This is a genomic window from Rhodococcus sp. G6(2025) (genome assembly GCF_058628105.1).
Map to the genome: position 1 here is coordinate 5,481,300 of NZ_CP179750.1, position 22,062 is coordinate 5,503,361.

Annotated in this window: 23 protein-coding genes; 4 read left to right on the plus strand and 19 right to left on the minus strand. The window is 69.1% G+C overall.

Features of this window, described 5'->3' with window-relative positions; translation table 11 throughout:
* Window positions 1-11: 11 nt before the first annotated feature.
* Window positions 12-950, minus strand: a complete 939-nt coding sequence (locus ACLIVD_RS25255) for an NAD(P)H-dependent flavin oxidoreductase (RefSeq protein WP_491930832.1) — start codon at window positions 948-950, stop codon at window positions 12-14.
* Between the two features lie 57 nt (window positions 951-1,007).
* Complete coding sequence (lepA, locus tag ACLIVD_RS25260) at window positions 1,008-2,900, minus strand: translation elongation factor 4 (protein WP_280782419.1); 1,893 nt, start codon at window positions 2,898-2,900, stop codon at window positions 1,008-1,010.
* Between the two features lie 65 nt (window positions 2,901-2,965).
* On the opposite strand from lepA, the gene ACLIVD_RS25265 reads away from it, so the two are divergent.
* Window positions 2,966-3,529, plus strand: a complete 564-nt coding sequence (locus ACLIVD_RS25265; protein ID WP_491930833.1) for a type II toxin-antitoxin system PemK/MazF family toxin — start codon at window positions 2,966-2,968, stop codon at window positions 3,527-3,529.
* Between the two features lie 5 nt (window positions 3,530-3,534).
* Here ACLIVD_RS25265 and ACLIVD_RS25270 read toward each other — a convergent pair whose 3' ends face one another.
* The 5 genes from ACLIVD_RS25270 to ACLIVD_RS25290 form a co-directional block, all read right to left on the minus strand.
* Window positions 3,535-4,296 carry an SGNH/GDSL hydrolase family protein gene (locus tag ACLIVD_RS25270; RefSeq protein WP_317567627.1) on the minus strand — a complete coding sequence of 254 codons (762 nt, stop codon included), beginning with the start codon at window positions 4,294-4,296 and terminating at the stop codon, window positions 3,535-3,537.
* Window positions 4,297-4,427: 131 nt separating this feature from the next.
* Window positions 4,428-5,201, minus strand: a complete 774-nt coding sequence (locus ACLIVD_RS25275) for an aquaporin (RefSeq protein WP_011594352.1) — start codon at window positions 5,199-5,201, stop codon at window positions 4,428-4,430.
* A gap of 64 nt (window positions 5,202-5,265) precedes the next feature.
* On the minus strand, window positions 5,266-6,096 hold the full coding sequence (locus ACLIVD_RS25280) for a transglutaminase family protein (RefSeq protein ID WP_280782415.1): 831 nt from the start codon (window positions 6,094-6,096) through the stop codon (window positions 5,266-5,268).
* 8 nt (window positions 6,097-6,104) lie between these two features.
* Window positions 6,105-7,076 carry an alpha-E domain-containing protein gene (locus ACLIVD_RS25285; protein ID WP_283333628.1) on the minus strand — a complete coding sequence of 324 codons (972 nt, stop codon included), beginning with the start codon at window positions 7,074-7,076 and terminating at the stop codon, window positions 6,105-6,107.
* Window positions 7,076-8,692: a circularly permuted type 2 ATP-grasp protein gene (locus ACLIVD_RS25290; protein WP_283333627.1), complete on the minus strand. Its 1,617-nt coding sequence runs from the start codon at window positions 8,690-8,692 to the stop codon at window positions 7,076-7,078. The genes ACLIVD_RS25285 and ACLIVD_RS25290 overlap by 1 nt, the downstream gene beginning before the upstream one ends.
* A gap of 305 nt (window positions 8,693-8,997) precedes the next feature.
* Between ACLIVD_RS25290 and rpsT the strand changes: the two genes are divergently transcribed.
* On the plus strand, window positions 8,998-9,258 hold the full coding sequence (rpsT, locus tag ACLIVD_RS25295; RefSeq protein ID WP_005248015.1) for a 30S ribosomal protein S20: 261 nt from the start codon (window positions 8,998-9,000) through the stop codon (window positions 9,256-9,258).
* Window positions 9,259-9,330: 72 nt separating this feature from the next.
* Here rpsT and holA read toward each other — a convergent pair whose 3' ends face one another.
* On the minus strand, window positions 9,331-10,308 hold the full coding sequence (gene holA, locus ACLIVD_RS25300; RefSeq protein WP_280782412.1) for a DNA polymerase III subunit delta: 978 nt from the start codon (window positions 10,306-10,308) through the stop codon (window positions 9,331-9,333).
* A gap of 118 nt (window positions 10,309-10,426) precedes the next feature.
* Between holA and ACLIVD_RS25305 the strand changes: the two genes are divergently transcribed.
* A complete protein-coding gene (locus ACLIVD_RS25305) occupies window positions 10,427-11,182 on the plus strand; it encodes a hypothetical protein (RefSeq protein ID WP_280782411.1) in 756 nt (251 codons plus the stop codon).
* Here ACLIVD_RS25305 and ACLIVD_RS25310 read toward each other — a convergent pair.
* The gene (locus tag ACLIVD_RS25310) at window positions 11,175-12,284 is read right to left on the minus strand and encodes a carboxylate-amine ligase (RefSeq protein ID WP_283333626.1); all 1,110 of its coding nucleotides are present in this window, start codon (window positions 12,282-12,284) and stop codon (window positions 11,175-11,177) included. The two genes, ACLIVD_RS25305 and ACLIVD_RS25310, sit on opposite strands and share 8 nt — an antisense overlap.
* A 49-nt stretch (window positions 12,285-12,333) precedes the next feature.
* Window positions 12,334-13,884, minus strand: coding sequence for a carboxylesterase/lipase family protein (locus ACLIVD_RS25315; RefSeq protein ID WP_283333625.1), 1,551 nt, complete (start codon window positions 13,882-13,884; stop codon window positions 12,334-12,336).
* Between the two features lie 133 nt (window positions 13,885-14,017).
* On the opposite strand from ACLIVD_RS25315, the gene ACLIVD_RS25320 reads away from it, so the two are divergent.
* Window positions 14,018-14,746 (plus strand): GAF and ANTAR domain-containing protein, encoded by a 729-nt coding sequence (locus ACLIVD_RS25320; protein WP_283333624.1) that lies wholly within the window; start codon window positions 14,018-14,020, stop codon window positions 14,744-14,746.
* A gap of 6 nt (window positions 14,747-14,752) precedes the next feature.
* On the opposite strand, the gene ACLIVD_RS25325 is transcribed toward ACLIVD_RS25320, so the two are convergent.
* From ACLIVD_RS25325 to nadD, 9 genes are all read right to left on the minus strand, one after another.
* Entirely contained in the window at window positions 14,753-14,923 is a 171-nt protein-coding gene (locus ACLIVD_RS25325) for a hypothetical protein (RefSeq protein WP_198602055.1), read from the minus strand.
* 195 nt (window positions 14,924-15,118) lie between these two features.
* Window positions 15,119-16,084: an LLM class F420-dependent oxidoreductase gene (locus ACLIVD_RS25330; RefSeq protein ID WP_283333623.1), complete on the minus strand. Its 966-nt coding sequence runs from the start codon at window positions 16,082-16,084 to the stop codon at window positions 15,119-15,121.
* Between the two features lie 52 nt (window positions 16,085-16,136).
* On the minus strand, window positions 16,137-17,696 hold the full coding sequence (locus tag ACLIVD_RS25335) for a ComEC/Rec2 family competence protein (protein ID WP_283333622.1): 1,560 nt from the start codon (window positions 17,694-17,696) through the stop codon (window positions 16,137-16,139).
* A complete protein-coding gene (locus ACLIVD_RS25340) occupies window positions 17,696-18,556 on the minus strand; it encodes a ComEA family DNA-binding protein (RefSeq protein WP_283333621.1) in 861 nt (286 codons plus the stop codon). Before ACLIVD_RS25340 ends, ACLIVD_RS25335 begins: the two co-directional genes overlap by 1 nt.
* Before the next feature lie 70 nt (window positions 18,557-18,626).
* On the minus strand, window positions 18,627-19,493 hold the full coding sequence (locus ACLIVD_RS25345) for a DegV family protein (protein WP_283333620.1): 867 nt from the start codon (window positions 19,491-19,493) through the stop codon (window positions 18,627-18,629).
* A gap of 4 nt (window positions 19,494-19,497) precedes the next feature.
* Entirely contained in the window at window positions 19,498-20,295 is a 798-nt protein-coding gene (gene octT / locus ACLIVD_RS25350; protein ID WP_283333619.1) for a diglucosylglycerate octanoyltransferase, read from the minus strand.
* Window positions 20,282-20,941: a histidine phosphatase family protein gene (locus ACLIVD_RS25355; protein WP_280782402.1), complete on the minus strand. Its 660-nt coding sequence runs from the start codon at window positions 20,939-20,941 to the stop codon at window positions 20,282-20,284. Before ACLIVD_RS25355 ends, octT begins: the two co-directional genes overlap by 14 nt.
* Window positions 20,938-21,363, minus strand: coding sequence for a ribosome silencing factor (gene rsfS / locus ACLIVD_RS25360; RefSeq protein WP_105415022.1), 426 nt, complete (start codon window positions 21,361-21,363; stop codon window positions 20,938-20,940). Before rsfS ends, ACLIVD_RS25355 begins: the two co-directional genes overlap by 4 nt.
* Before the next feature lie 35 nt (window positions 21,364-21,398).
* Window positions 21,399-22,049: a nicotinate-nucleotide adenylyltransferase gene (nadD, locus tag ACLIVD_RS25365; protein ID WP_005261284.1), complete on the minus strand. Its 651-nt coding sequence runs from the start codon at window positions 22,047-22,049 to the stop codon at window positions 21,399-21,401.
* Window positions 22,050-22,062: the final 13 nt, after the last annotated feature.

A 22,062-nucleotide genomic window follows, 5' to 3' on the forward strand; every position in this document is an offset into this window, starting at 1 on the left:
GCGACTCCGGACTACTCCGCGAAACGGTGCAGCAACCGCTCCGCGTCGGCCGCGATCTGCCGTACCACGACACCCGCCGGCCGCTCCGACGTGACGAGACCAGCCGCCTCCCCGGCGTACACGACACCGAGGTCGGGATCCGCGGGGTCGTAGGCGGCGGCGAGTTCGGTGTCCGGGGCGTTCTCGCCGTGCCAGCGGGACGTGAACGCGTTCCTCAGGGCCCGGCCACCCCACCGGGCCGGCCACGGCTGGCTGCGCGCCTGGTCGAACACCGACGTGTACACGGTGTCCGCGCTGCCCGCCGCGATCAGCCTGCCGCGGGCGTACTCCGGTCCGATGGTCTCGGGGCTGGCCAGCAGCGCGGTCCCGATCATCGCGCCCTCCGCGCCGGCAGCGAGAACGGCGGCGAGACCACGGCCGGTCGCGATGCCGCCCGCGGCGAGCACGGGCAGCGCGGTGGAGTCCAGGATCTCCTGCAGCAGCAGCAGCGTCCCGATCCGGCCGGTGTGGCCGCCCGCCTCGCCGCCCTGGGCGATGACGAAGTCGACGCCCGCCGCCTCCACGACCCGCAGATCGTCGATCGTGTTCACCTGCGACACCACGAGCGCCCCGGCAGCGTGCACCCGCTCCACATAGGGCGCGGGATCGCCGAACGACAGCGACACGATCCGCGGGTTCTCCGCCAGCGCGGCGTCGAGCAGGGCGTCGTCGTCGTCGAGCGCCCAGGTCATCAACCCGATGCCGAAGGCGTCGCCGCCGATGCTCCGCGCGACCGCCGCCTCCTTCGCCACCCACTCCGGGGTGGCGTAGCGCGCCGCGCCGAGCAGGCCGAGCCCACCCGCCTTCGACACCTCGCCGACGAGGGCCCCGCCGGCCCGTCCGCCCATCGGGGCGCCGAGGATCGGCACCTCGATTCCCAGTGTCCGGGTGAGCCAGGTTTCGAGGGCCACGTGCCGCACCTACTTTCGATCAGACGTCGACGGAGGAGAACAACCGAGCGGTCGGTGCTACTTCTTCGGCTTGTCCCCGACCGATTCGGACGACAACGCGGCCACGAAGGCCTCCTGCGGAACCTCGACCCGGCCGATGGTCTTCATCCGCTTCTTGCCTTCCTTCTGCTTCTCGAGCAGCTTGCGCTTACGGCTGATGTCGCCGCCGTAGCACTTGGCGAGCACGTCCTTGCGGATCGCGCGGATGTTCTCACGCGAGATGATCTTCGAGCCGATCGCCGCCTGGATCGGCACCTCGAACTGCTGGCGGGGAATCAGCTCACGCAGCTTCGACGTCATCCGTCCGCCGTACGCGCCGGCCGCGGATCGGTGCACGATCGAGGAGAACGCGTCGACGGCCTCGCCTTGCAGCAGGATGTCCACTTTCACCAGATCGGCCTGCTGCTCGCCGGCCTCCTCGTAGTCGAGGCTGGCGTACCCCTTTGTCCGCGACTTCAAGGCGTCGAAGAAGTCGAACATGATCTCGCCCATGGGCATCTCGTAGCGAAGCTCGACCCGGGTCTCGGACAGGTAGTCCATGCCGCCGAGTTCGCCGCGCCGGTTCTGGCAGAGCTCCATGATCGCGCCGATGAACTCGCTCGGCGCGATGACGGTGCACTTCACCATCGGCTCGTATACCTCGCGGATCTTGCCCTCCGGCCAGTACGACGGGTTGGTGACGACGTGCTCGGAGCCGTCCTCCATCACCACCCGGTACACCACGTTCGGCGACGTCGAGATCAGTTCGAGCCCGAATTCGCGCTCGAGGCGGTCGCGGGTGATCTCCATGTGCAGCAGTCCGAGGAATCCGCAGCGGAATCCGAATCCGAGCGCCACCGACGTCTCCGGCTCGTAGGCCAGGGCGGCGTCGTTGAGACGCAACTTGTCCAGGGCGTCGCGCAGCACCGGGTAGTCCGAACCGTCGAGCGGGTAGAGGCCGGAGTAGACCATCGGCTTGGGGTCGCGGTAGCCCACGAGGGGTTCGGTCGCACCGCCGCGCGCCGCGGTGACCGTGTCGCCGACTCGCGACTGCCGGACGTCCTTCACACCGGTGATGAGGTACCCCACCTCGCCGACGCCGAGGCCGATACTGGCCTTCGGTTCGGGCGAGATGATGCCGACCTCGATCAGGTCGTGGGTAGTGCCCGTGGACATCATGGTGATCTTCTCGCGCGGCGAGATCCGGCCGTCCACGACGCGCACGTAGGTGACCACTCCGCGGTAGGCGTCGTACACCGAGTCGAAGATCATGGCGCGCGCCGGACCGTCGGGGTCGCCGACGGGGGCGGGGATCTGCCGCACGACCTCGTCGAGCAGTTCCTTCACCCCGATGCCGGTCTTGCCGGACACGCGCAGCACGTCACCCGGCTCGCACCCGGTGATGTGTGCGATCTCCTCGGCGTACCGGTCCGGGTCGGCGGCGGGCAGGTCGATCTTGTTGAGCACCGGGATGATGGTGAGGTCCTTCTCCATCGCCAGGTACAGGTTGGCGAGCGTCTGGGCCTCGATGCCCTGCGCGGCATCCACCAGCAGGACCGCACCCTCGCAGGCCTCGAGTGCGCGGGAGACCTCGTACGTGAAGTCGACGTGCCCGGGGGTGTCGATGAGGTGGATGACGAACTCCTCGTCGCCCACCTTCCACGGCAGCCGGACGTTCTGCGCCTTGATCGTGATGCCGCGCTCGCGCTCGATGTCCATACGGTCGAGGTACTGGGCGCGCATCTGCCGCTCCTCGACCACACCGGTGAGCTGAAGCATGCGGTCGGCCAGGGTCGACTTGCCGTGATCGATGTGCGCGATGATGCAGAAATTCCGGATCCGGGCAGGATCCGTGAACGTCTTGTCGGCGAAGCTGCTGATGGGGGACCCCTTACCTGGACCGGCACCGGCCCGGTTCCGGGCCACTGTCACCTGTCAGGATATCCAAGCCACCGCGTTGCGGCTGCCGCGGCATACACGCACTAGGCTCGGCGGCCATGGCGAGCACGTGGAGCAGCATCGGGAAGACGTTGGGCCGACTTGCACGGGACAAGGGCCCGCAGCTGATCCAGGCGCTGCAGAAGTCCGGCGCGCTGGACCGCGCGGCCGGTGTCCTGACCGGGTCGACGGCCGCCGCGCCGAAGCCGGCCCCGGGTCGTCCGGTCACCGCGAATTCCGCCCCGACGGCCCATCGGGCACGGAAGGTGGAGTACTCCCCCGACCTGGACGGTCGCGCGGATCCGGGCGAAATCGTCTGGACGTGGGTGGCATACGAGGAGGATCCGAGCCAGGGCAAGGACCGGCCCGTGCTCGTCGTCGGACGTGACGGCGACACCCTGCTCGGGTTGATGCTGTCCTCGCAGAGCAAGCACGACGGCGACCGGGACTGGATCGCGGTCGGCTCGGGGGCGTGGGATGCGGAGGGTCGTCCGAGCTGGATCCGCCTGGACCGGGTGCTGGACGTGCCGGAGGCGGGGATCCGCCGCGAGGGCGCCGTGATGGCACAGGACACGTTCGAGATCCTGGCGCGTCGACTGCGGGCGGACTTCAGCTGGCAGTGACGCCGTCACCGGCGCAGATCGTCGGCGATCATCTCGGCGATCGCAGTCATCGCGAGCGCGTTGGGATGCGCCGGTTCCGCGGGTGACTGCGGCAGGATGCCCTCGAACCACCGCTGCCCCGCCGGCGCGCAGGCGTCGTGCCCACCATCCACGGCGGCCTTCGCGATGTCGATGTAACGCACGCCGTATCTGGCCGCGGCATCGACGTAGATCTGGTTGAAGCGGGCGAAGTATCGCTCGAGCCAAACCGCGTCCGCGTCGGACACGGGCATGTTCGGCCAGCAGCCACGCCGTCCGACGGAACCGCCGTGCCCGATCAGGAAGACCTCGGCGTTCGGTGCCTTCGCGACGATCGCGGCCACCACGGCGTCGACCTGGGGTGCCATCGTCGCGATCCCCTCGACCGCCAGTTGCTCCGCCCGTGGGTTGTCGCGGCAACCGGCATCCGCGCCGGGAACGACAGCGGCGCAGCGCACCGACACGGGCAGGTGATGGGAACCGCCCCCGCCGATGCTGAGCGTCACGACGTCGGTGTCCGGGCGGAGCGCCTCGATCTGCGGTGGAGCGAATCCCGTCCCCACGAACTGCGGGGTGCTGATCACGTGGGCGGGTTTCGCGGCGGAGCAGGTGACGTCGGTGACGGTGGTCGCGCCGATCAGCCGCGCCAGCTTCGCCGGGTAGTTCAGGTCCGGTGATCGCAGGCACAGGTCGCGGTGCTCGGTGAAGTCGATGAGCGGCCCGGCTGCCCGGGAGTCGCCGAGGGCCACGTAGGTCGGTCCCGGCCGCGGTGCGTCCTCGGCGGTCGCGGTCGCAGGGACCGCCCCGGTGAGCGCGAGAACGACGCACGCGAGAAGTGCGGCTCGCAGGTCGCGCCGGTCCGGGACGGGTCGGCCGGTTGTCAGCTCTGCAGTCGGTCGTACCGGCCGAACAGTGACCGGTAGACGAGCGCTCCCACCGCGCCACCGATCAACGGGAACACGATGAACAGCCACACCTGGGCGAGCGCGCCGTTCTGGTAGGGCGCGACGGCGAGGCTGCGGGCGGGGTTGACGGACGTGTTGTCGATCGGGATCGACACGAGGTGGATCACGGCGAGCGTGAACCCGATGGAGACACCGGCGAGGGGGACGTCGGAGATCTGGTCGGTGGAGGCGAGGACCACGAACACGAGCAGCGCGGTGAGCAGGACTTCGACGATCATCGCCGCACCGATGCCGTAACCGTTCTCGATGACCCCGCCGAGCGGTCCCTTGATGGCGGACGGGCTGTGGGCGCCCCAGCCGTTGGCGCCGAGACCGTCGTCGGCCCGGTTGTACGAGGGCAGGCTCTGCGCGATCGCGTACACCACCACACCGGCGACGAGACCGCCGATGACCTGGGCGACGACGTACAACCCCGCCTTCACGACGGACAACCGGCCGAGAGCGAGGTGTCCGACCGTGACGGCCGGGTTGACGTGGCAGCCCGAAATGGGGCCGATGGCGTAGACGAGGAAGAGGAGCGTCAGTCCGAATGCCAGTGCCACACCGAGGTTCCCGACCTTGGCTCCGGCGAAGACCGCCGTACCCACCGCCGCGAAGACCAGTACGAATGTTCCGACCGCCTCAGCTACGTATTTCTTGAGATCCGAGATCGGTTCGACTTCTACGTATTCCTGTGCGGTTGGAGACATTGAACCCACCTTCGTCGAAATGGATCGTTAGTCCTGCTTTCCACAGATAGATCTGGCTGGCACTTTACGCCAGGCGTGTGATCTCCACGACGACTTCGAGATCTGTCGCGCGGCCCCCGGAGAAGATGCCCTTGAGCGGCGGAACGTCCGCGTAGTCCCGTCCGATACCCACCGACACGTGCTGTTCGTTCACCGCGACGGCGTTGGTCGGGTCGTATCCCCACCACGCACCGGTCCACGCCTCGACCCACGCGTGACTCTCCCCCGCCACCGTGTCGTCCACCGCCGCATCGGGTTTCGGGTGCAGATAGCCGGACACGTAGCGACTCGGAATTCCCATGCTGCGCAGAAGAACCAGCGTCAGGTGCGCGTAGTCCTGGCACACACCCTGCCGTTCGGCCCAGGCGTCGACCGCGGACGTGTGGACGCCCGTCGTGCCCGGAACGTAATCCATCTCCCGATGCACCCAGTCCGCCGCCGCGACAACGGCTTCGTCGGGGGTGCGGCCCTTGCGGAGGTCCCGGGCGATGGTGTCGAGCTTTCGGCTGCGCGGCACGAACGTGGTGTTGCTCAGCTGTTCGTTGAACCGGTCGGTGAGCGGAGGGCTGGCCAGCTCGTCCCAGTCCACCTTCTCCTCCGGCTCCCAGAACGGTTCGGTCTCGACCACGGACAGCCCGGTTACCTCGAGTTCCCTGTGCGGCGCATGGAGATCGAACGCGGTGACGGCAGTGCCCCAGTAGTCGGTGTAGCGGTACGACCGCGTCGCCGGCGTCGTCTCCACCCGGTTCAGGATCACCGTCTGCCTGCTGTCACCGCGCGGGGTGAGTCGCGCCTCGTTGTACGAGGACGTGACCGGTGCGTCGTAGGCATACCCGGTGGTGTGCACGACTCTCATACGCCAGCTCACAGCTCTCCCTCCACGACGGCGTCGCCGCCGACGGCCCGTGCATCGGTCCACGCCACCCACGGCGCGGCGTGAAAATACTGCAGTGCGATGGCTTCTCCGAGCTCGCGGCAGGTTTCCTGCAACCCCGCGAGCCGATCCTGGAGATCCTCGAGGAGCACGCCGGGCGGCAGGAACTCGAGTTCGCTCCGGGCCCGGCCGAGGAGGCGCTGCGCCTCGGCTCTCGGTCCGACGCGGCTGTCGGGCTGGTGGTCGAGCTCGGCGAGACACAACTCCGCCTGCCGGATGGCGTGGAACACCGACCGCGGAAACAGCCGGTCCAGCAGGATGAACTCGACCACCCGGTTGGCGTCCAGCGCGCCGCGGTACGTGCGCAGGTAGGTGTCGTGAGCTCCCGCGGAACGCAGCACCGTCACCCACGCCGGCGAGGACGGGCGGTCGCCCGCACGGGACAACAGCATCCGCGCGAGCATGTCGACGCGCTCGATGGAGCGGCCGAGCAGCAGGAAGCGGTATCCGTCGTCGCGGCTCATCGTCGAGTCGGCCAGACCCGCGAACATCGCCGCGCGTTCCTCCACGTACCGGAAGAACTCGTGCGGCCCGAGACGCTTGGACGCCCGTTCCCGTTCGGCGAGGCCGTTGTACGTGGTGTTGAGGCACTCCCACATCTCGCTGGACGTGACCTCCCGGGCTCCCCGCGCGTTCTCGCGGGCGCTGGCGAGGGAGTCGATGATCGAGCCCACCTGGTTGCGGCTGAACGCCACCAGTTCGGTCACCGACCGGACGTCGAGCTGGGTGTCGGGAGCTTCGATGCCGAGCACCCGCAGCAGCAACCGGGACGTGCGGTCGGGGTCCACCGAGGCGTCGTCGAGCAGCTGATGCACGGCGACGTCGAGGATGCGGGCCATGTCGTCGGCCCGCTCGACGTACCGGCCGATCCAGTACAGCGATTCCGCGTTTCTCGCCAGCATCAGCGATCACCTCCCTGGCCCTGTTGCTGCTGCTGTTGCTGTTGTTGCTGCAGTTGAGTCGTACTGAGTTCGGGTCCCTGCTCGGCCTCGGCGGACTGCGCCGGCTCGGTCACGAGCTCCTCACCGGCGAGTTCCCGCTCCTCGTCGGAACTCCGGCTCGCGAGCACCCACGTGTCCTTGCTTCCGCCTCCCTGGCTGGAGTTCACGACGAGGGACCCCTCGGGCAGGGCCACACGGGTCAGCCCGCCCGGCAGCACCCACACGTCGTCACCGTCGTTGACCGCGAAGGGCCGCAGATCGACGTGCCGCGGCACCAATTCGTCTCCGACCTTGGTCGGCACCGTGGACAGCTGGACGACGGGCTGCGCGATCCACCCGCGCGGGTCGGCCTTGATCTTCCGGGCGATCGTGTTCAGTTCCTTGGGTGACGCGTCGGGGCCGAAGACGATGCCGTAGCCGCCGGACCCCTCCACCGGTTTGATCACCAGTTCGTCGACCCGGTCCAGGACCTCCTCGCACTCCTCGTCGAGCCAGCACCGGAACGTGTCGACGTTCGCAAGCAACGGCTTCTCGCCGAGGTAGTAGTCGATGATCTGCGGGACGTACGTGTAGACGAGTTTGTCGTCGCCGACCCCGTTCCCGACGGCACTCGAGATGACGACGTTGCCCGCCCGGGCCGCGTTCAGGACGCCGGCCACCCCGAGCACGGAGTCCGGCCGGAAGTGCATCGGGTCGAGGTAGTCGTCGTCGATGCGGCGGTAGATGACGTCGACCTGGCGTTCGCCCTCGGTCGTGCGCATGTAGACCATGTTGTCGCGGCAGAACAGGTCACGCCCCTCGACCAGTTCGACACCCATCTGGCGCGCGAGCAGCGAATGCTCGAAGTACGCGGAGTTCGCGACACCGGGTGTCAGCACCACGACGGTCGGGTCGGCCTCGTTGAGGGCGGCGGACGCGCGCAGCGCCCGCAACAGATGGGAGGCGTAGTCGCCGACGGACCGCACGCGGTGCGACATGAACAGGTCGGGGAACACCCGCGCCATCGTGCGGCGGTTCTCCATGACGTAGGACACCCCCGACGGCGAACGCAGGTTGTCCTCGAGTACGCGGAACACCCCGTTCTCGTCGCGGACGAGGTCGATGCCGGCGACGTGGATCCGCACCCCGTTCGGCGGGACGATCCCCGATGCCTCCCGGTGGAAGTGCTCGCACGAGGTGACCAACCGCTTCGGCAGCACGTGGTCACGCAGGATGCGCTGTTCCCCGTACACGTCGTCGAGGAACATCTCGAGCGCCTGCACGCGCTGCTTGATGCCCTTCTCGAGACGCGTCCACTCGGCAGCGGCGATGACCCGGGGGACCAGATCGAGCGGGAAGGGCCGTTCCTGACCGGACAGCGAGAACGTCACGCCCTGGTCGATGAACGCCCTGCCCAGGGCGTCGGATCGGGCGGCGAGGTCGGCTCGGTCCGCGGGCTCGAGCGCCTTGAAGACGCCCTTGTACGGCGGGCGGACGGTGCCGTCGCGGTCGAACATCTCGTCGAACGCCAGCCCGTAGCGCCCGACGTCGGTGTACCCGTCGAACACGTGGGCGGGCTTGCGCGGCCGAGCGGTCACCCGTGTCCGCGGCTGGGTTCCCGATGCCTTCGCACCCGCCTGCGTGCTTCCCCCCGATTTCCGGACGGGGGCTTTCGAGGTTGCCGACGATTTCGTTACTGTTGACGACTTCGATGCTGGGGGCGTCATCCCAGACATGCTGCTACATGCACACCCGTTCAGCAGCACAGCCGCAGGATTTCCCGGCGCGTCCGGCGCCGGTTTGAGATCGGACAGCGATCACTGGTAATCTCGCCTGTCGGTGCATATGTGTGCGCCCAGAGCTTTCTCGACCGTAACCAGCTTAAGACGACAGGATTTTACGCGTGGCCAACATCAAGTCCCAGGTGAAGCGGATCCGTACCAACGAGGCGGCCCGACTCCGTAACCAGTCGGTGAAGTCCTCGCTGCGCACGGCGATCCGCTCGTTCCGCGAGGCTGCGGCGGCCGGTGACAAGGACAAGGCCAACGAGCTCCTCGTCGCCACCAGCCGCAAGCTCGACAAGGCAGCCAGCAAGGGCGTCATTCACGCCAACCAGGCTGCCAACAAGAAGTCTGCTCTCGCGCAGGCGATCAACAAGATCTGACGGTTCTTCCGTCGCAGGCTCTCCAACAGCCGCTCGATCCTCGGATCGAGCGGCTGTTGTCGTGTCTGCGTGTCAGACCTGGCGTAGCCGGGAGACGCGTCCGACGGCACTCTCGACGGCGTAGTCCGCGTCGGCCGACGCGCCCTTGACGTCGGCGTTCAGGGACGCCACGATACGCAGCGCCTCCCCCACCGACGTGGGTGTCCATCCCTTCGCGAGGGCCTGCGCCTTCTTGATCTTCCAGGGTGGCATGCCGAGTTCCGACGCCATCCGGAACGGGTCTCCCCGTCCAGCCGGGGCCACCCGGGCGATCGAGTGCACCGCGTCGGCCAGCGCGTCCGCCAGCAGCACGTGGGGTACGCCGCGCAGCATCGCCCAGCGCAGCGCCTCGATCGCGCCTGCGGTGTCGCCTGCGACGGCCTTGTCCGCGACGTCGAAACCGCTCACCTCGGCCTTGCCCGAGTAGTACCGCTGAACGGCGGCGACGTCGATCTTTCCGCCGGTGTCTGCGGTGAGCTGCGAGCACGCGGCCGCCAGTTCGCGCAGATTCGAGCCGACCCCCTCGAACACGGTCTGCACCACTTCCGGCGACACCCGGACGCCGAGGGTGCGGAACTCGCCGCGGATGAACCCGATGAGGTCGCCGGACTTCAGTTTGGCGCACGGGTGCACCACCGCTCCGAGTTTCTCCAGCGCCCCGGTCATCGCTTTCGCCCGTCCGCCGCCCGAGTGCAGGACGACGAGGACGACGCCCGGAGGCGGGTCCCCGGCTGCGTCGAGGATCAGTGCCACGGCGTCCTTGCCTGCCTCGGCCGCGGCCTCGAGCACCACCACGCGGTCTTCGGCGAACAGGGAGGGGCTGAGCAGTTCGGCGAGTTCGGCCGCCCCGGCGTCCCCCGCCCTCAACCGGTTGACGGGAAGATCCGCGCCCGCGGCCACGTCCGCGTTCGCGCGAACGTGGCTGATGACCTGCGCCACCGCACGTTCGACGAGGAACTCCTCGTCACCGAGGACGAGATGGAGCTGTTCGAGCTGAGTTGGTGTGCTCACGCGAAGATCGTGCCACGTGTGGCGGACACGGTCGCCGACACCCCGGAACCGGGACCGAGCAGGCCGAACACGGGCGATCGCCACGCAGCGGCCGCGTCGGCGGTGGACACTCGATCATATGACCGCGGAAACCGAGGTGGACGGCGTCATCCGCGCGGACTACGCGCACATGATCGACCTCGACGACGATCGCACGGCAGGGCAACGGTATGAGCTGAGTTTCCGGTACACCTGCCGCGACGGGCTGCTCCTCCGATGGTCGGTGCAACTGGTCGCCCGCTGTTCTGCCTCCGGCCACGCCGAGACGCTGTTCGCCGGTGGTCGATCCGTCCTCGAACCCGCAGCGCCCTCGCGCGGCGACGTCGCGGCGGCCGGGTCCGACGACGACTTCGACACCGCGTGCGAGTTCTATGAACAACGGTGGCGGGCCCTGCTCGACCCGACGGGCGGCAGCCCGCGAGGTGCCACCGAGCAGCGCCACCTGTCCGACGCGCTCACCCTGTACGGGCGTACGTGGCGCAGCGGGGCAGGCCGTGCGGTCGCCGACCGACTCGCATCGTTCGCGAATGTCACCGTGCTCGCCCTGGGCACCGACCCCGCGTTCCACGTCATGCGCCGCACCGCCGCGCATTACCCCGACCCGGTCGTCCTCGCCGTCTACCAGCCCGCCGGGCAGCGCATCGACCTCAGCCTCGTCGACACCGCGACCGTGGAAGCGTTGATCGACGACCCCGGTCCGCTGCGTACCGGACCGGACACCAGCGCAGGTGCCCTGCTCACGGGTGTCGGATCCGCCGGACTGCTGCATCCCGGCTACATCGGCTCCACCACCGCCGGCGTCGCCGAGTTGACTCCGCCACCTCCGGTCAGCTGACCACTTCGCGCGTCAGGAGGTCGACCACCGCCGCCAGCGTGCCGACGCGCGTGAACTCGGCCCGTTGCCGCTCGGCGCCCGTGCCCTCGCGCAACACGGTGTCGAGCCCCGACTCGAGGAACGCCCGATCACTCGCGCCGAGCCCCGGGGCCACGCAGTCGTTCAGCAATTCCAGTTGCCGGCGGACCGGCAGGGCCCGATCCGTGGCCGGGCTCGTGCATTCCCCGTCGAGTCCGTCACGGGCCGCGCGCCACAATTGCGCCCGCAGCAGCTCGGCGCGCAGCCACGGCACGGTGAGACCGTCGTCCAGCGACTGGAGCGCCCACCCGACGAGACCCTTCACGACCACCGCGTAGAGCGCCGCGTGCGCCGCGGTCATGGCGACGTCCGCGACCCGGACCTCGATGGTCGGCTGCTTGTCGGAGAGCCGGACGTGCCAGTAGATCATTCCCCGGTCCATGGCGGCACCGGTTCCGATCATGGCGCCGACCATCGCCTCGTACTCGTCCGCGGAGTCGAAGTGCGGCGGCGGTCCCGCCGACGGCCACCGCGACCACATGATGTGCCGCCAACTGTGATAGGCGGTGTCGTGCCCACTGTGGAACGGCGAGTTCGCGGCGAGCGCGAGGAGTACGGGCAGCCAACTGCGAACCAGGTTGCTCACCCGCACACCGACGTCGCGGCTCGGGACCCCCACGTGCACGTGGCAGCCGCACGTGGTCACCGTGTCCACGATCGACCCGAAGTGGCGGGCCATCTGCTCGTACCGCGGGCTCGGGGTGATCGCCGGGGGCAATCCCTCGACGATCAGGGACGTCCCGCTGGGTAGCAGCAGCAGATCGCGGCCCGCGGCGGCCTTCGCCAGCCGGCGTCGCAGGCTGCGCAGCTCCTCGTGCAGTTCCTCCCCGGTGTGGCACACGCCCGTCGCCGTCTCGATCTGGCATCGGGCAAGTTCACGCTGAAGCCCGTGAATGTCGTGGCCGGCCTCCGTGACCACGTCGGGTCCCGCGGCGGAGAGGTGACCGGACTCGTCGACGAGGAAGAACTCCTCCTCGACCCCCACACTGAGGTCGCGACCCGATTCCGTTGCTGCAGGTCTCATTCAGGAGGTATCCCCGCGTTCCGCGGATACGAAACCGGGGCACCGCCGCTCAGGTGAAACCGATGACTTCCTCACCCCAGGCCCGGCGGAGTTCCCGGTCCGGATCGGCGACGACCGCGTCGGACTTGCCGATCAGCAGGGTCGTGCGATCCGCCTCGTCGTACCGCGGCCAGCCGACCTCAGCGCCCGTTCCGTCCGGGGTGCCCTCGGTGGCGAACGACAGCCACCGTCGCTGGATCCGCTCCGACACGTGCCCGGCGGTTCGGTGCCCCCCGAGCTTGAATGTGGGGTCGTGCGGGACGACGCCGAAGTTCCCGAAGACGTACGGCACCTCGGTGCCGTGGGTGGCGCCGATCCGCGCGGCGCGCAGGAACGGTGTCGCGTAGTCGAAGCGGTACAGCCAGGTCGGGGCGACGCGGCTGTGCGCCTCCGCGATCCACAGCGTCGGCATCCGGAACGCGGCATCCCGCGAGATCTCCATGGCCGAGCGCTTCTTCGGGTAGTCGGGGTACGCGGCCGCCACCTCCTGTTCCTCGTCCGCCGGGAGGTCGGGATGGTCGGCGGCGATCGCCACGAACATCTGATGCACGGCGTCCGGGGTGATCGGCATCAGGGGCGACTTCATGAGCCGGAACATCGACGCCTCGTCCTTGTTCGTCCCGATCAGCAGCGGAATTCGGTGTGCGAGGCCTTTGCGGAATGCCGCCACCGGGTAGTGCGGGACCACGTCGCCGTCGACGGTCGGGGCAACCGCCAGGGTGCCGGGGACCCGCGCGGGCACCTGCTGGACGAGTTCGACGCAGGCCTTCGTCAGCACGTCGACGGGCAGGTCGCGGAGACGGCCCGCGTCGGCGGGCGCGATGTCGAGCAGCTCGAGGAACGACTCGGCGATGCTCGCCGCGCGGTCACCGCCGTACACGGATGTCGCGGGGGAACTCTCGGCGATCGCGCGATGGAACAGTCCCTCCGCCGGTGGGGACGTCATCAGCGTGGTGACCGCGCCGCCACCGGCGGATTCCCCGAACAGGGTCACGTCGCCCGGGTCGCCGCCGAATGTCGCGATGTTGTCGCGAACCCAGGTCAGTGCCGCAATCTGATCGCGCAGGCCCAGGTTCGTGTCGAACGGATGCTCCCCGGTCGAAAACGAGGAGAAGTCGAGGAAGCCCAGCGCACCGAGCCGGTAGTTGAACGTGACCACGACGACGTCGCCGCGTTCGACCAGACGGGTCGGATCGAACATGCGCTGTCCGGACGAACCGAGGTAATACGCCCCGCCGTGGATCCACACCATCACCGGCCACGGTCGCTCGGTGTCCGTCGCGGGGGCGAAGACGTTCACGGTGAGGCAGTCCTCGTCGATGGTCAGACCGGGATCGATGGGCAGCGGGCCGTGCTCGTTCTGCGGTGCGATCGGACCGAACCGGGAACAGTCGCGAACGCCGGTGAAGGGTTCGGGCGGGCGCGGGGCGCGGAGCCGCCACTCGCCGACCGGCGGCGCGGCGTAGGGAATGCCTTTCCAGGACCGAACGCCGCCCAGGCGGACGCCCCGCAGCCTTCCCTGGCCGATGGTCACCTGTGGGTCCTCGGTGCGCGAAACCATGACGTCATCTTCGCCCGGGACGACTGTCGCCGGAGTCCGATCGGGAATTCCTGCGGCCGGGACCTGCGGGGACCGCCCTCTCTGGCAGACTGAATCGGTGAACCGGGCGCATGCCCGCACGCTGGAGGAACCGATGCGAGAGACAGTGCCCGAGACGACGCGCTCGCAGGCGGTCGGCAGGTCGGCCGCGACGTTCGCGACCCTCGCCGATCTTCTCTACGCAGGCCAGGATTTCGGGCACGTCCACCAAGCCATCTGCGACGCCGCGCCGCTGCTCGTCGAGGGCTGTGACCACGCGAGCCTGATGCTCCGGGAGGGATCCCGCTATGTGACGGCCGCGGCGAGCGACGACGTGGCCTTCCGTGTCGACGAGTTCGAGCGCATCGAGAACGAGGGACCGTGCGTCGATGCCATCGTCAGCGACACTCCCCAGTTCGAGACGGACCTCGCCACCACGTCGCAGTGGCCGCGGCTGTCGGCGCGGGTGCTGGCCCACACACCGGTGCGCGGTGCCGCCGGATTCCGACTCGTCATCCTCGGACGCAAGGTCGGCGCCCTCAATCTGTTCTCCGACACGGCGGGAGCGCTGAACACCACGTCCGTCGATCAGGGCATCATGCTCGCATCGTTCGCGGCGGTGGCGCTGGCGGCCGTCCACGAGCACGCCGAGGCCGAGACACTGCGGGCAGGCCTGGCCAGCAACCGTGAAATCGGGAAGGCGGTGGGACTGCTGATGGCGTTCCACAACATTCCCGAGACTCAGGCGATGGAGATTCTCCGCACCACCTCGCAGGACATGAATCTCAAACTGGCGACGGTGGCGCAGGAAATCGTCACTCACCATCACCGGAAGGTGACCTGACCGCCGTCAGTCCGCCTCCGGTGCATCGGGGTTACCCGCGATGCCGAGCATGGACAGGAGCATGCGGCAGTCTTCGGCGTCGAGTGACTGGGCGGCAACGACCCGCTGCGCTCTCCACACCTGTCCGGCGTCGAGCTCGTCGTCCACATCGAGATCTGTCCGCTCCGATTCCGACATTCGCCCTCCAATGCGGGTGCGTTCCAAGACCGTTCACCTCAGGCATCTGCCACCGGATGGTAGTCGGTGTTTCGGTGTCGCATATGCACATCGGGAATCGAAGTCGAAACGATACAGAACCCGTTCCGCCCCGGTCGCGCCGAGCGTGTCGAGCGGCGCGCCCACGAGACGAAAGTTGCAGCAGCACAGCCGATATCAGGAAGCCGTCAGCGCCCGCAGCGGCTCACTCAACTCGTTGGCGAAGAACTCGAAGAAGCCGTCGACGTCCGGCCCCGCGTTGATCAGCGCCAGATGATCAAAACCGGCATCGACGAAGGTGCCTGCCACCTCGAGGTGCCGCCGGACATCCGGCCCGCAGGCCATGGCGTCGCGGACGTCCTCGGTGCGGATCGACGACGCTGCTGCCTCGAAGTTGATCGGATTCGGCAGTTCCGCTTGAACCTTCCATCCGGTCAACCCGAACCGGAACAACCGGTGCGCCGACTCGACCGCAGATTCCTCGTCACGAGCCCACGCGAGGGGCACCTCCCCGTATCTGGGCCCCGACCCACCGGCCCCGGCGTAGGCCTTCACCAGGTCCGGATCCGCTTCGGTGGCGAACAGTCCGTCGCCGAGTTCCGCGGCGATCCCGACGGCCTCCGTGCCGCCGGCCGCGACGGCGATCGTGGGCGGCACGTCGGGGAGATCGAACACGCGGGCGTCGTCGAGAGTGAGGTGTTTGCCCTCGTACGAGTGGTAGCCGCCCGACCACAGCAGGCGGATGATGTCGATCGCCTCACGGAGCATCTGGTGCCGGATGGTCACCGACGGCCAACCGCCACCGACGACATGTTCGTTCAGCCGTTCCCCCGAACCGAGTCCCAGGGTGAACCGGCCCTCGCTGAGGACGGCGGTCGTGGCCGCGGCCTGCGCGATGATCGCGGGGTGATATCGGACGAACGGGCAGGTGACGCCGGTCGCCAGACCGATCCGGTCGGTCCGTGCCGCGGCGGCCGCGAGCATCGACCACACGAATCCCGAATGACCGTGGCTGTAGAGCCAGGGGTGATAGTGATCGCTCACCTCGACGAAGTCGAAGCCGGCGCGTTCGGCCTCCACCGCCTGCCGCACGATCTCCCGCGGATCGAACGTCTCGGCCATCAGCTTGAACCCCACCTGCATGTCGTCGTCCCTTTCCTCGAGTTCTGCGAAGGTTTCCCGGATTCGGGCGCGCTCACACAAGGCGACCCAGCGACGACGGCCAGACCGGCGCCCACAGCACCAGCACACCGATCGCGATCCCCGCCAGCACCAGCCGCGGTCCGCGTCTGCGCAGCGTCACACCGAGCGCCGCGACGGCACCGAGCACGATCGCCGCACCGGCGGGCCCGGAGGGCACCGCAATCGAGGCTCCGGGAATCCGCGCGCCCCGCTCGGCGACGGTGACGAGCCACCACAGCGGCCACTGGGTCACGCGCACCACCACTTCCGCGACGGGAACACTGACCCCCGCGATCAGCGCGGTGATCGCTCCGGCCACGGTGATCACGCCGACCACGGGGGCGACCAGGATGTTCGCGCAGACGGACACCAGGCTCACCGTCCCGGCCATCGCGGCGACGATCGGAGCGGTGACGGCGAAGGCGGCGACGGACACCGCCACCGTCTCGGCCACCGCCCGCGGCCAGCCGCGGCCCACCAGCATGTCGACCCAGACCGGCGCGATCACGATCAATCCTGCGGTGGCGGTCGCCGAGAGAACGAAGCCGAAGTTCACCGCCAACTCCGGTGACCACGCCAGCAGGGCGATGACCCCGGCCGCGAGCGCGGGCATCGCCTGTTTCCGCCGTCCGGTCACGAGCGCCAGCAGGGTGACCGAGCCCATCGCCGCGGCGCGCAGCACGCTGGGTGACGGTCGCGCGATCACCACGAATGCGATCAGGGCCGCGGCGGCCAGCGCCGCACCCGCGCGGGGACCGAGCCCCACCGCTCGGACCAGGAGCAGCACCGCTCCCAGCAGGATGCTGACGTTCGCCCCGGACACCGCCGTGAGATGCGTCAACCCGGACGCGGTGAAGTCGTCCTTCACCTCCCGGGACAGCGCGGAGGTGTCGCCGACCACCAGCCCCGGCAGCAGTCCTGCCTCGTCGGCAGGCAGGACGGCGGCGGCAGCGGCGAACCGCGCACGCAGGGCGCCGGCCCACCGCTGATGCGAGGGCGCGGGACCGACGTCCGCGGGCGGTCCGGACACCCGGACCGTGGCCAGGCTCAGATCCCGGTGCCGCGGAGGGCTCGCCTGCCCGCGCAGGACCACGTCCTGCCCCGGCAACAGTCCGAGCCACCCCTCCGCCGGGGCCAGGACGACCACCGCACCGCCCGAGTGGATCGTCTCGGTGGCCCGGCGGATCTCGACGACGTTCGCGTTCACGAGGACGTGCCGTCCGAAGCCGGCGATCTCCCGGGGATCGTCGACGAGGGTGACGACGAGCGTCACCCACGTCTCGTTCCGGGCGAGTTCGGTCATCGGGTGCCGCTCCACGGCCTGAACCCGCCAGGCCACCCCGGCGGCGCAGCAGGACCCGAACAGCAGGACCGCCAACGTCGCGGCCGTCCACCGGCCCGGTCCCCGCAGGGCGCGTCCCGCGGCGAGGAGAACTGCCGCTCCCGACAGGGTCGCCACGAGGACCCATGCCGCCCGGGAGCCTCCGAGGATGCCGATCAGCGTTGCCGCCCAGCACATCCCGGCGAACGGCAGTAGCCGCAGATCGAGAAGACGCGGTTCGTCGTCGGGCATCACAGGGTGACCTGGCCGCGCAGTTTCTCCAGCCGCACCGGCCCTATCCCGTCCACCTCCCCCAGTTGCGAGATGTCGGTGAACGTGCCGTTGGTCGTGCGCCACGCGACGATCGCCGCCGCCGTGACGGGCCCGACACCGGGAAGTGCGTCGAGCTCCGTCTCGGTCGCCGTGTTGAGGTTCACGAGCCCTCCGCCCGTGGCGGCCGCTGCGCCTGCGGTCCCCGGCGATCCCGCGGCGGCGCCGCCCACCGCGCTCGGTGGCGCCTGGGTGGTCGCGGCACCCACCAGCACCTGGTCGCCGTCCGAAAGTCGTTGAGCCAGATTCAATCCGAGGGTGTCACCGCCGTCGCGCACTCCCCCGGCAGCAGCGAGGGCATCCGCGACCCGGGAGCCCGGCGGTAGCCGGACGAGACCGGCCGACGCCACCAGTCCCACGACGCTGACGACGATCTCCTCCGCCGGCGCGGGTGCCGACGCCGCCGGGGCGGGAGCCGTCGTCACCGGCGCCGGAGTCAGGGAATGCACCCCGGCTGCGGGTAGCGACGGAACGGCCTGTGTCTCCGGCCGATCGCTGCGCACTCCCAGCACAGCGGCCGTCGCAACGACGATCCCCACCACGACGAGCACCAGCGCCCCGGAACGCCCGGGATCGAATCGTGCGTCCCGCCACCGGTCCGGCAGCGAGAATCCACCCCGGCGTTCGGCGGACCACGTCGTGTCGCCGTCGAGGACGGTCCCGATCGGCTCGGCCAGCCACTCCGGCTCCGACGGTGTGTCGGGCGGCGCCGCATCGCGTTCCCCCGACGTCAGGAACGCGAGCCGCGTCCGGCCCCTCGAACGTTCTTCCCTGATGCCCATGGACGCGACGGTAGAGTGCGCCGCCCACCGAATTGCCGCGACGACCAGGCTTTCCGAATCGGCCTGTGGATCAGTGCGACGTTGTGGATGAATCGCGGTCTTCGTGGTGCAGGGTGGGTTCCGGGCACAGCACGATGCCGATGGCGCCCACCCCGACGTGGGCACCGATCACCGAGCTGAAATCGGTGACGACGAGATCACTGACCTGCGGAATCCGGTCCTTCAGGTGCTGTGCCACCGCCTCGGCGCGCTGCCGGGCATGCATGTGATGCACAGCGACGGCCGTCCTGTCCAGACCTGCCAGCTCCACCGCGGCGTCGACCATCCTGGCCATCGCCTTGGTCGAGGTGCGCGTCTTCTCCTTCAGAACCAGCCGGCCGTCCACGAGATGCAACACCGGTTTCATCGCCAGTGCGGTGCCGAGCAGCGCGGCGGCGGTGCCGATGCGGCCTCCGCGACGCAACTGATCGAGCCTGTCCACCACGATCAGGCAACGCCCGCGGCTCGCGACGTCGACCGCCCGCCGGTACGCGGTCTCGAGGTTCGCACCATCTTTCGCGGCCCGCGCGGCCTCGAGGACCGGGTAGCCCAATCCCATTCCGGCAGACTGGGAGTCGACGATCCGCACCCGCCCGCCGAATTCCTGCGCCGCCTGGCGGCCCGCCTCCCACGTGCCGGACAGCTGGCGGGAGATGTGCACCGCGAGAACGCCTGCGCCCTCACTGAGTTCCAGCGCTGTCGCGTATGCCTCGGACAGCTCGCTCGGCGACGCGCCCGACGTGGTGACACCGGCAAGGTCGTCGGGGAGCTGGTCGATTCCCTCCCGGAAATCCTGGCCACCGCTGAGGACGTGGAGCGGGACCACCTGGATCCCGTACTGCTCGACGAGTTCGGGCAGGATCGAGGCCGAAGAATCGGTGACGACGACGACGGGCATCGGACTACTCGGCTCCGCTCGACACCGGGTCGGCCGGAACCGCACCCTCGGCGGAGTCCGGAACGACTCCCGCCGCGCGGAGCGCGGTCAGCATCGACGCAGCCACCTCGGTGTGTCCGTCCCAGCCCCAGTGGATGCCGTCCGGATTACCCTGATCGCTGAAGACGTTGGCGCGCACCGCCTCCGCGAGGTCGACGAGGGGCACGTTCTTCTCCTCCGACCACGCGGTGATGGCGGCAACGGCACCGGGGCGACCCGCGTGCACCTTGCCGTAGGCCTCGCTGCGATGCACGGACGGCAGGGTGCCGATGACGGGCAGCTCGGGACGCATGTACTCGAGCGCCGCCCGGGAGCTCTCCAGATATTCGACACTCAGCCGCGGGGGCAACGCCACCGGCCACCCCAGCGGGGACAGCCTGGGCTGAAGCCACTGGTAGCCGGTCCGCACGACGCGGCGCAGCGCGGGTGGGCGGACGTAACGCAATTGTTCCCGCAGTGCCGTCGGGAGCGGGGACGGAAGGGAGTCCATGCCGCCGACCGCGAACACGACGGCACCGGCGCGGGGAACCGCCGACCACACGCGTGGGTCCTGGGTCAGCGCCCACCACACGTCGCGGCTGGTCCACCCGATCCGCGCCACCAACTCGACATCCCAACCAAGTTGACGTGCAACGATATTGGGCCAGATGTCGGGGTGGTCGGACGGGAGACCGCCCTTGGGACCGTAGTACGACAGCGAGTCGGCGAGCACGAGCAGTACGGGGCGTTCCCCGGGACCGGCACCCGCGTCAGAGGACGTCACTGGCCACACTCGCAGAAGCGTTCCACACGTCGAGGCGCCAGTTGAGCGAATCGGGGTTTCCGTACGCACTCAGCTGTACCCAGCTGGTGTTGCCCAGCCCGCCCAGCACCGGCCAGCGGTCGACGGGCAGATCCAGCAGTGCGGCGGTCAGCGCGGCGATCACACCGCCGTGCGCGACCAGGACCACCGGCTTCTCCGCCCAGTCCTCGTGCTTCTCGACGAGTTCGGCGACCACCGGCTTGCTGCGGCGTGCGACGTCGATGCGACTCTCCCCGCCGGGCGGTGCCCACGTCGCGTCGCCGCGCCACGTGGCGCGGGCGCCGGGTGCACGCGCGTCGACGTCGAGGTGCGTGAGCCCCTGCCAGTCACCGAGGTGCGTCTCGCGGAGGCGCTCGTCGATCTGCACCGGCAGACCGGCGTTGTCGCCGACCTCGACTGCGGTGTCGTAGGCCCGCCGCAGATCGGAGGACACGATGGAGATCGGTCTGCGACCGACGAGCGCGCCGGCGGCGGCGCGGGCCTGCGACCGACCCAGCTCCGACAGTTCGGTGTCGAGCTGTCCTTGCATGCGGTTGTCGGCGTTGTACTCGGTCTGCCCGTGGCGGAGCAGGATCAGACGTCGCGGGGCACGGGGGGCATCCGTCACAGCTCGGACTCCTCCGCCTGGGCGGCGGTGCCCGCACCGTTCGCGTCGGCCGGGCCGTGCTGCCCGAGACCCTCGACGGGCACGGTCGGGCAGTCCTTCCACAGCCGGTCGAGTGCGTAGAAGTTGCGCTCCTCGTTGTGCTGGACGTGGATCACGACGTCGACGAAATCGAGCAGTGCCCAACGGCCTTCGCGGGTGCCCTCGCGCCGCACCGGCTTGTGACCTGCCTCACGCAGCCGATCCTCGATGTTCTCGACGATCGCGTTGACCTGTCGCTCGTTGGGGGCGGAGGCGATGACGAAGCAGTCGGTGATGACCAGCTGCTCGGAAACATCGAGCACCACCACATCGGAGGCCAGCTTCTCGTCGGCAGCCACTGCCGCGATGCGTGCCATCTCGATGGCTTCGGTCGTTGCGCTCACGCGATGTTCTCCCAGTTCGGTTCGAAAAGTGCTGACTAACTCTTGGTCTTGTCCGGGGCCGGTTCGGACATCGTCGTCGCGCCGTCGAGACGCTCGGAGTCCGGTGGCCTGTACAGGTTCCGTTTGGAGATGTACTGGACCACACCGTCCGGCACGAGGTACCACACAGGACGGTGTCGACTGGCCCGCCGCCGACATTCCGTCGAGGAGATCGCCAGAGCCGGGATCTCGATCAGCGTGACCGCGTCCTCCGGCAATGCGTCCAGGTGACCGGCCAGATGTTCGGTGTTGAGATCGAATCCCGGGCGCGACACCCCGACGAACTTCGCCAGCGAGAACAGTTCCTCCCAGTCCTGCCAGGACAGGATACTCGCCAGGGCGTCCGCACCGGTAATGAAGTACAGCTCGGCGTCCGGGTGGTAGCTGCGCAGATCACGCAGAGTGTCGACGGTGTAGGTGACCTTCTCCCGGTCGACGTCCACCCGGCTGACGGAGAAACGCGGGTTCGACGCGGTGGCGATGACCGTCATCAGGTACCGGTCCTCGGCGGGGCTGACGCCCTTGCCCTGCTTCTGCCACGGACGTCCGGTGGGCACGAAGACGACCTCGTCGAGGCTGAATCGATCCGCCACCTCGCTGGCCGCCACGAGGTGACCGTGATGAATGGGGTCGAAGGTGCCGCCCATGACTCCGAGGCGG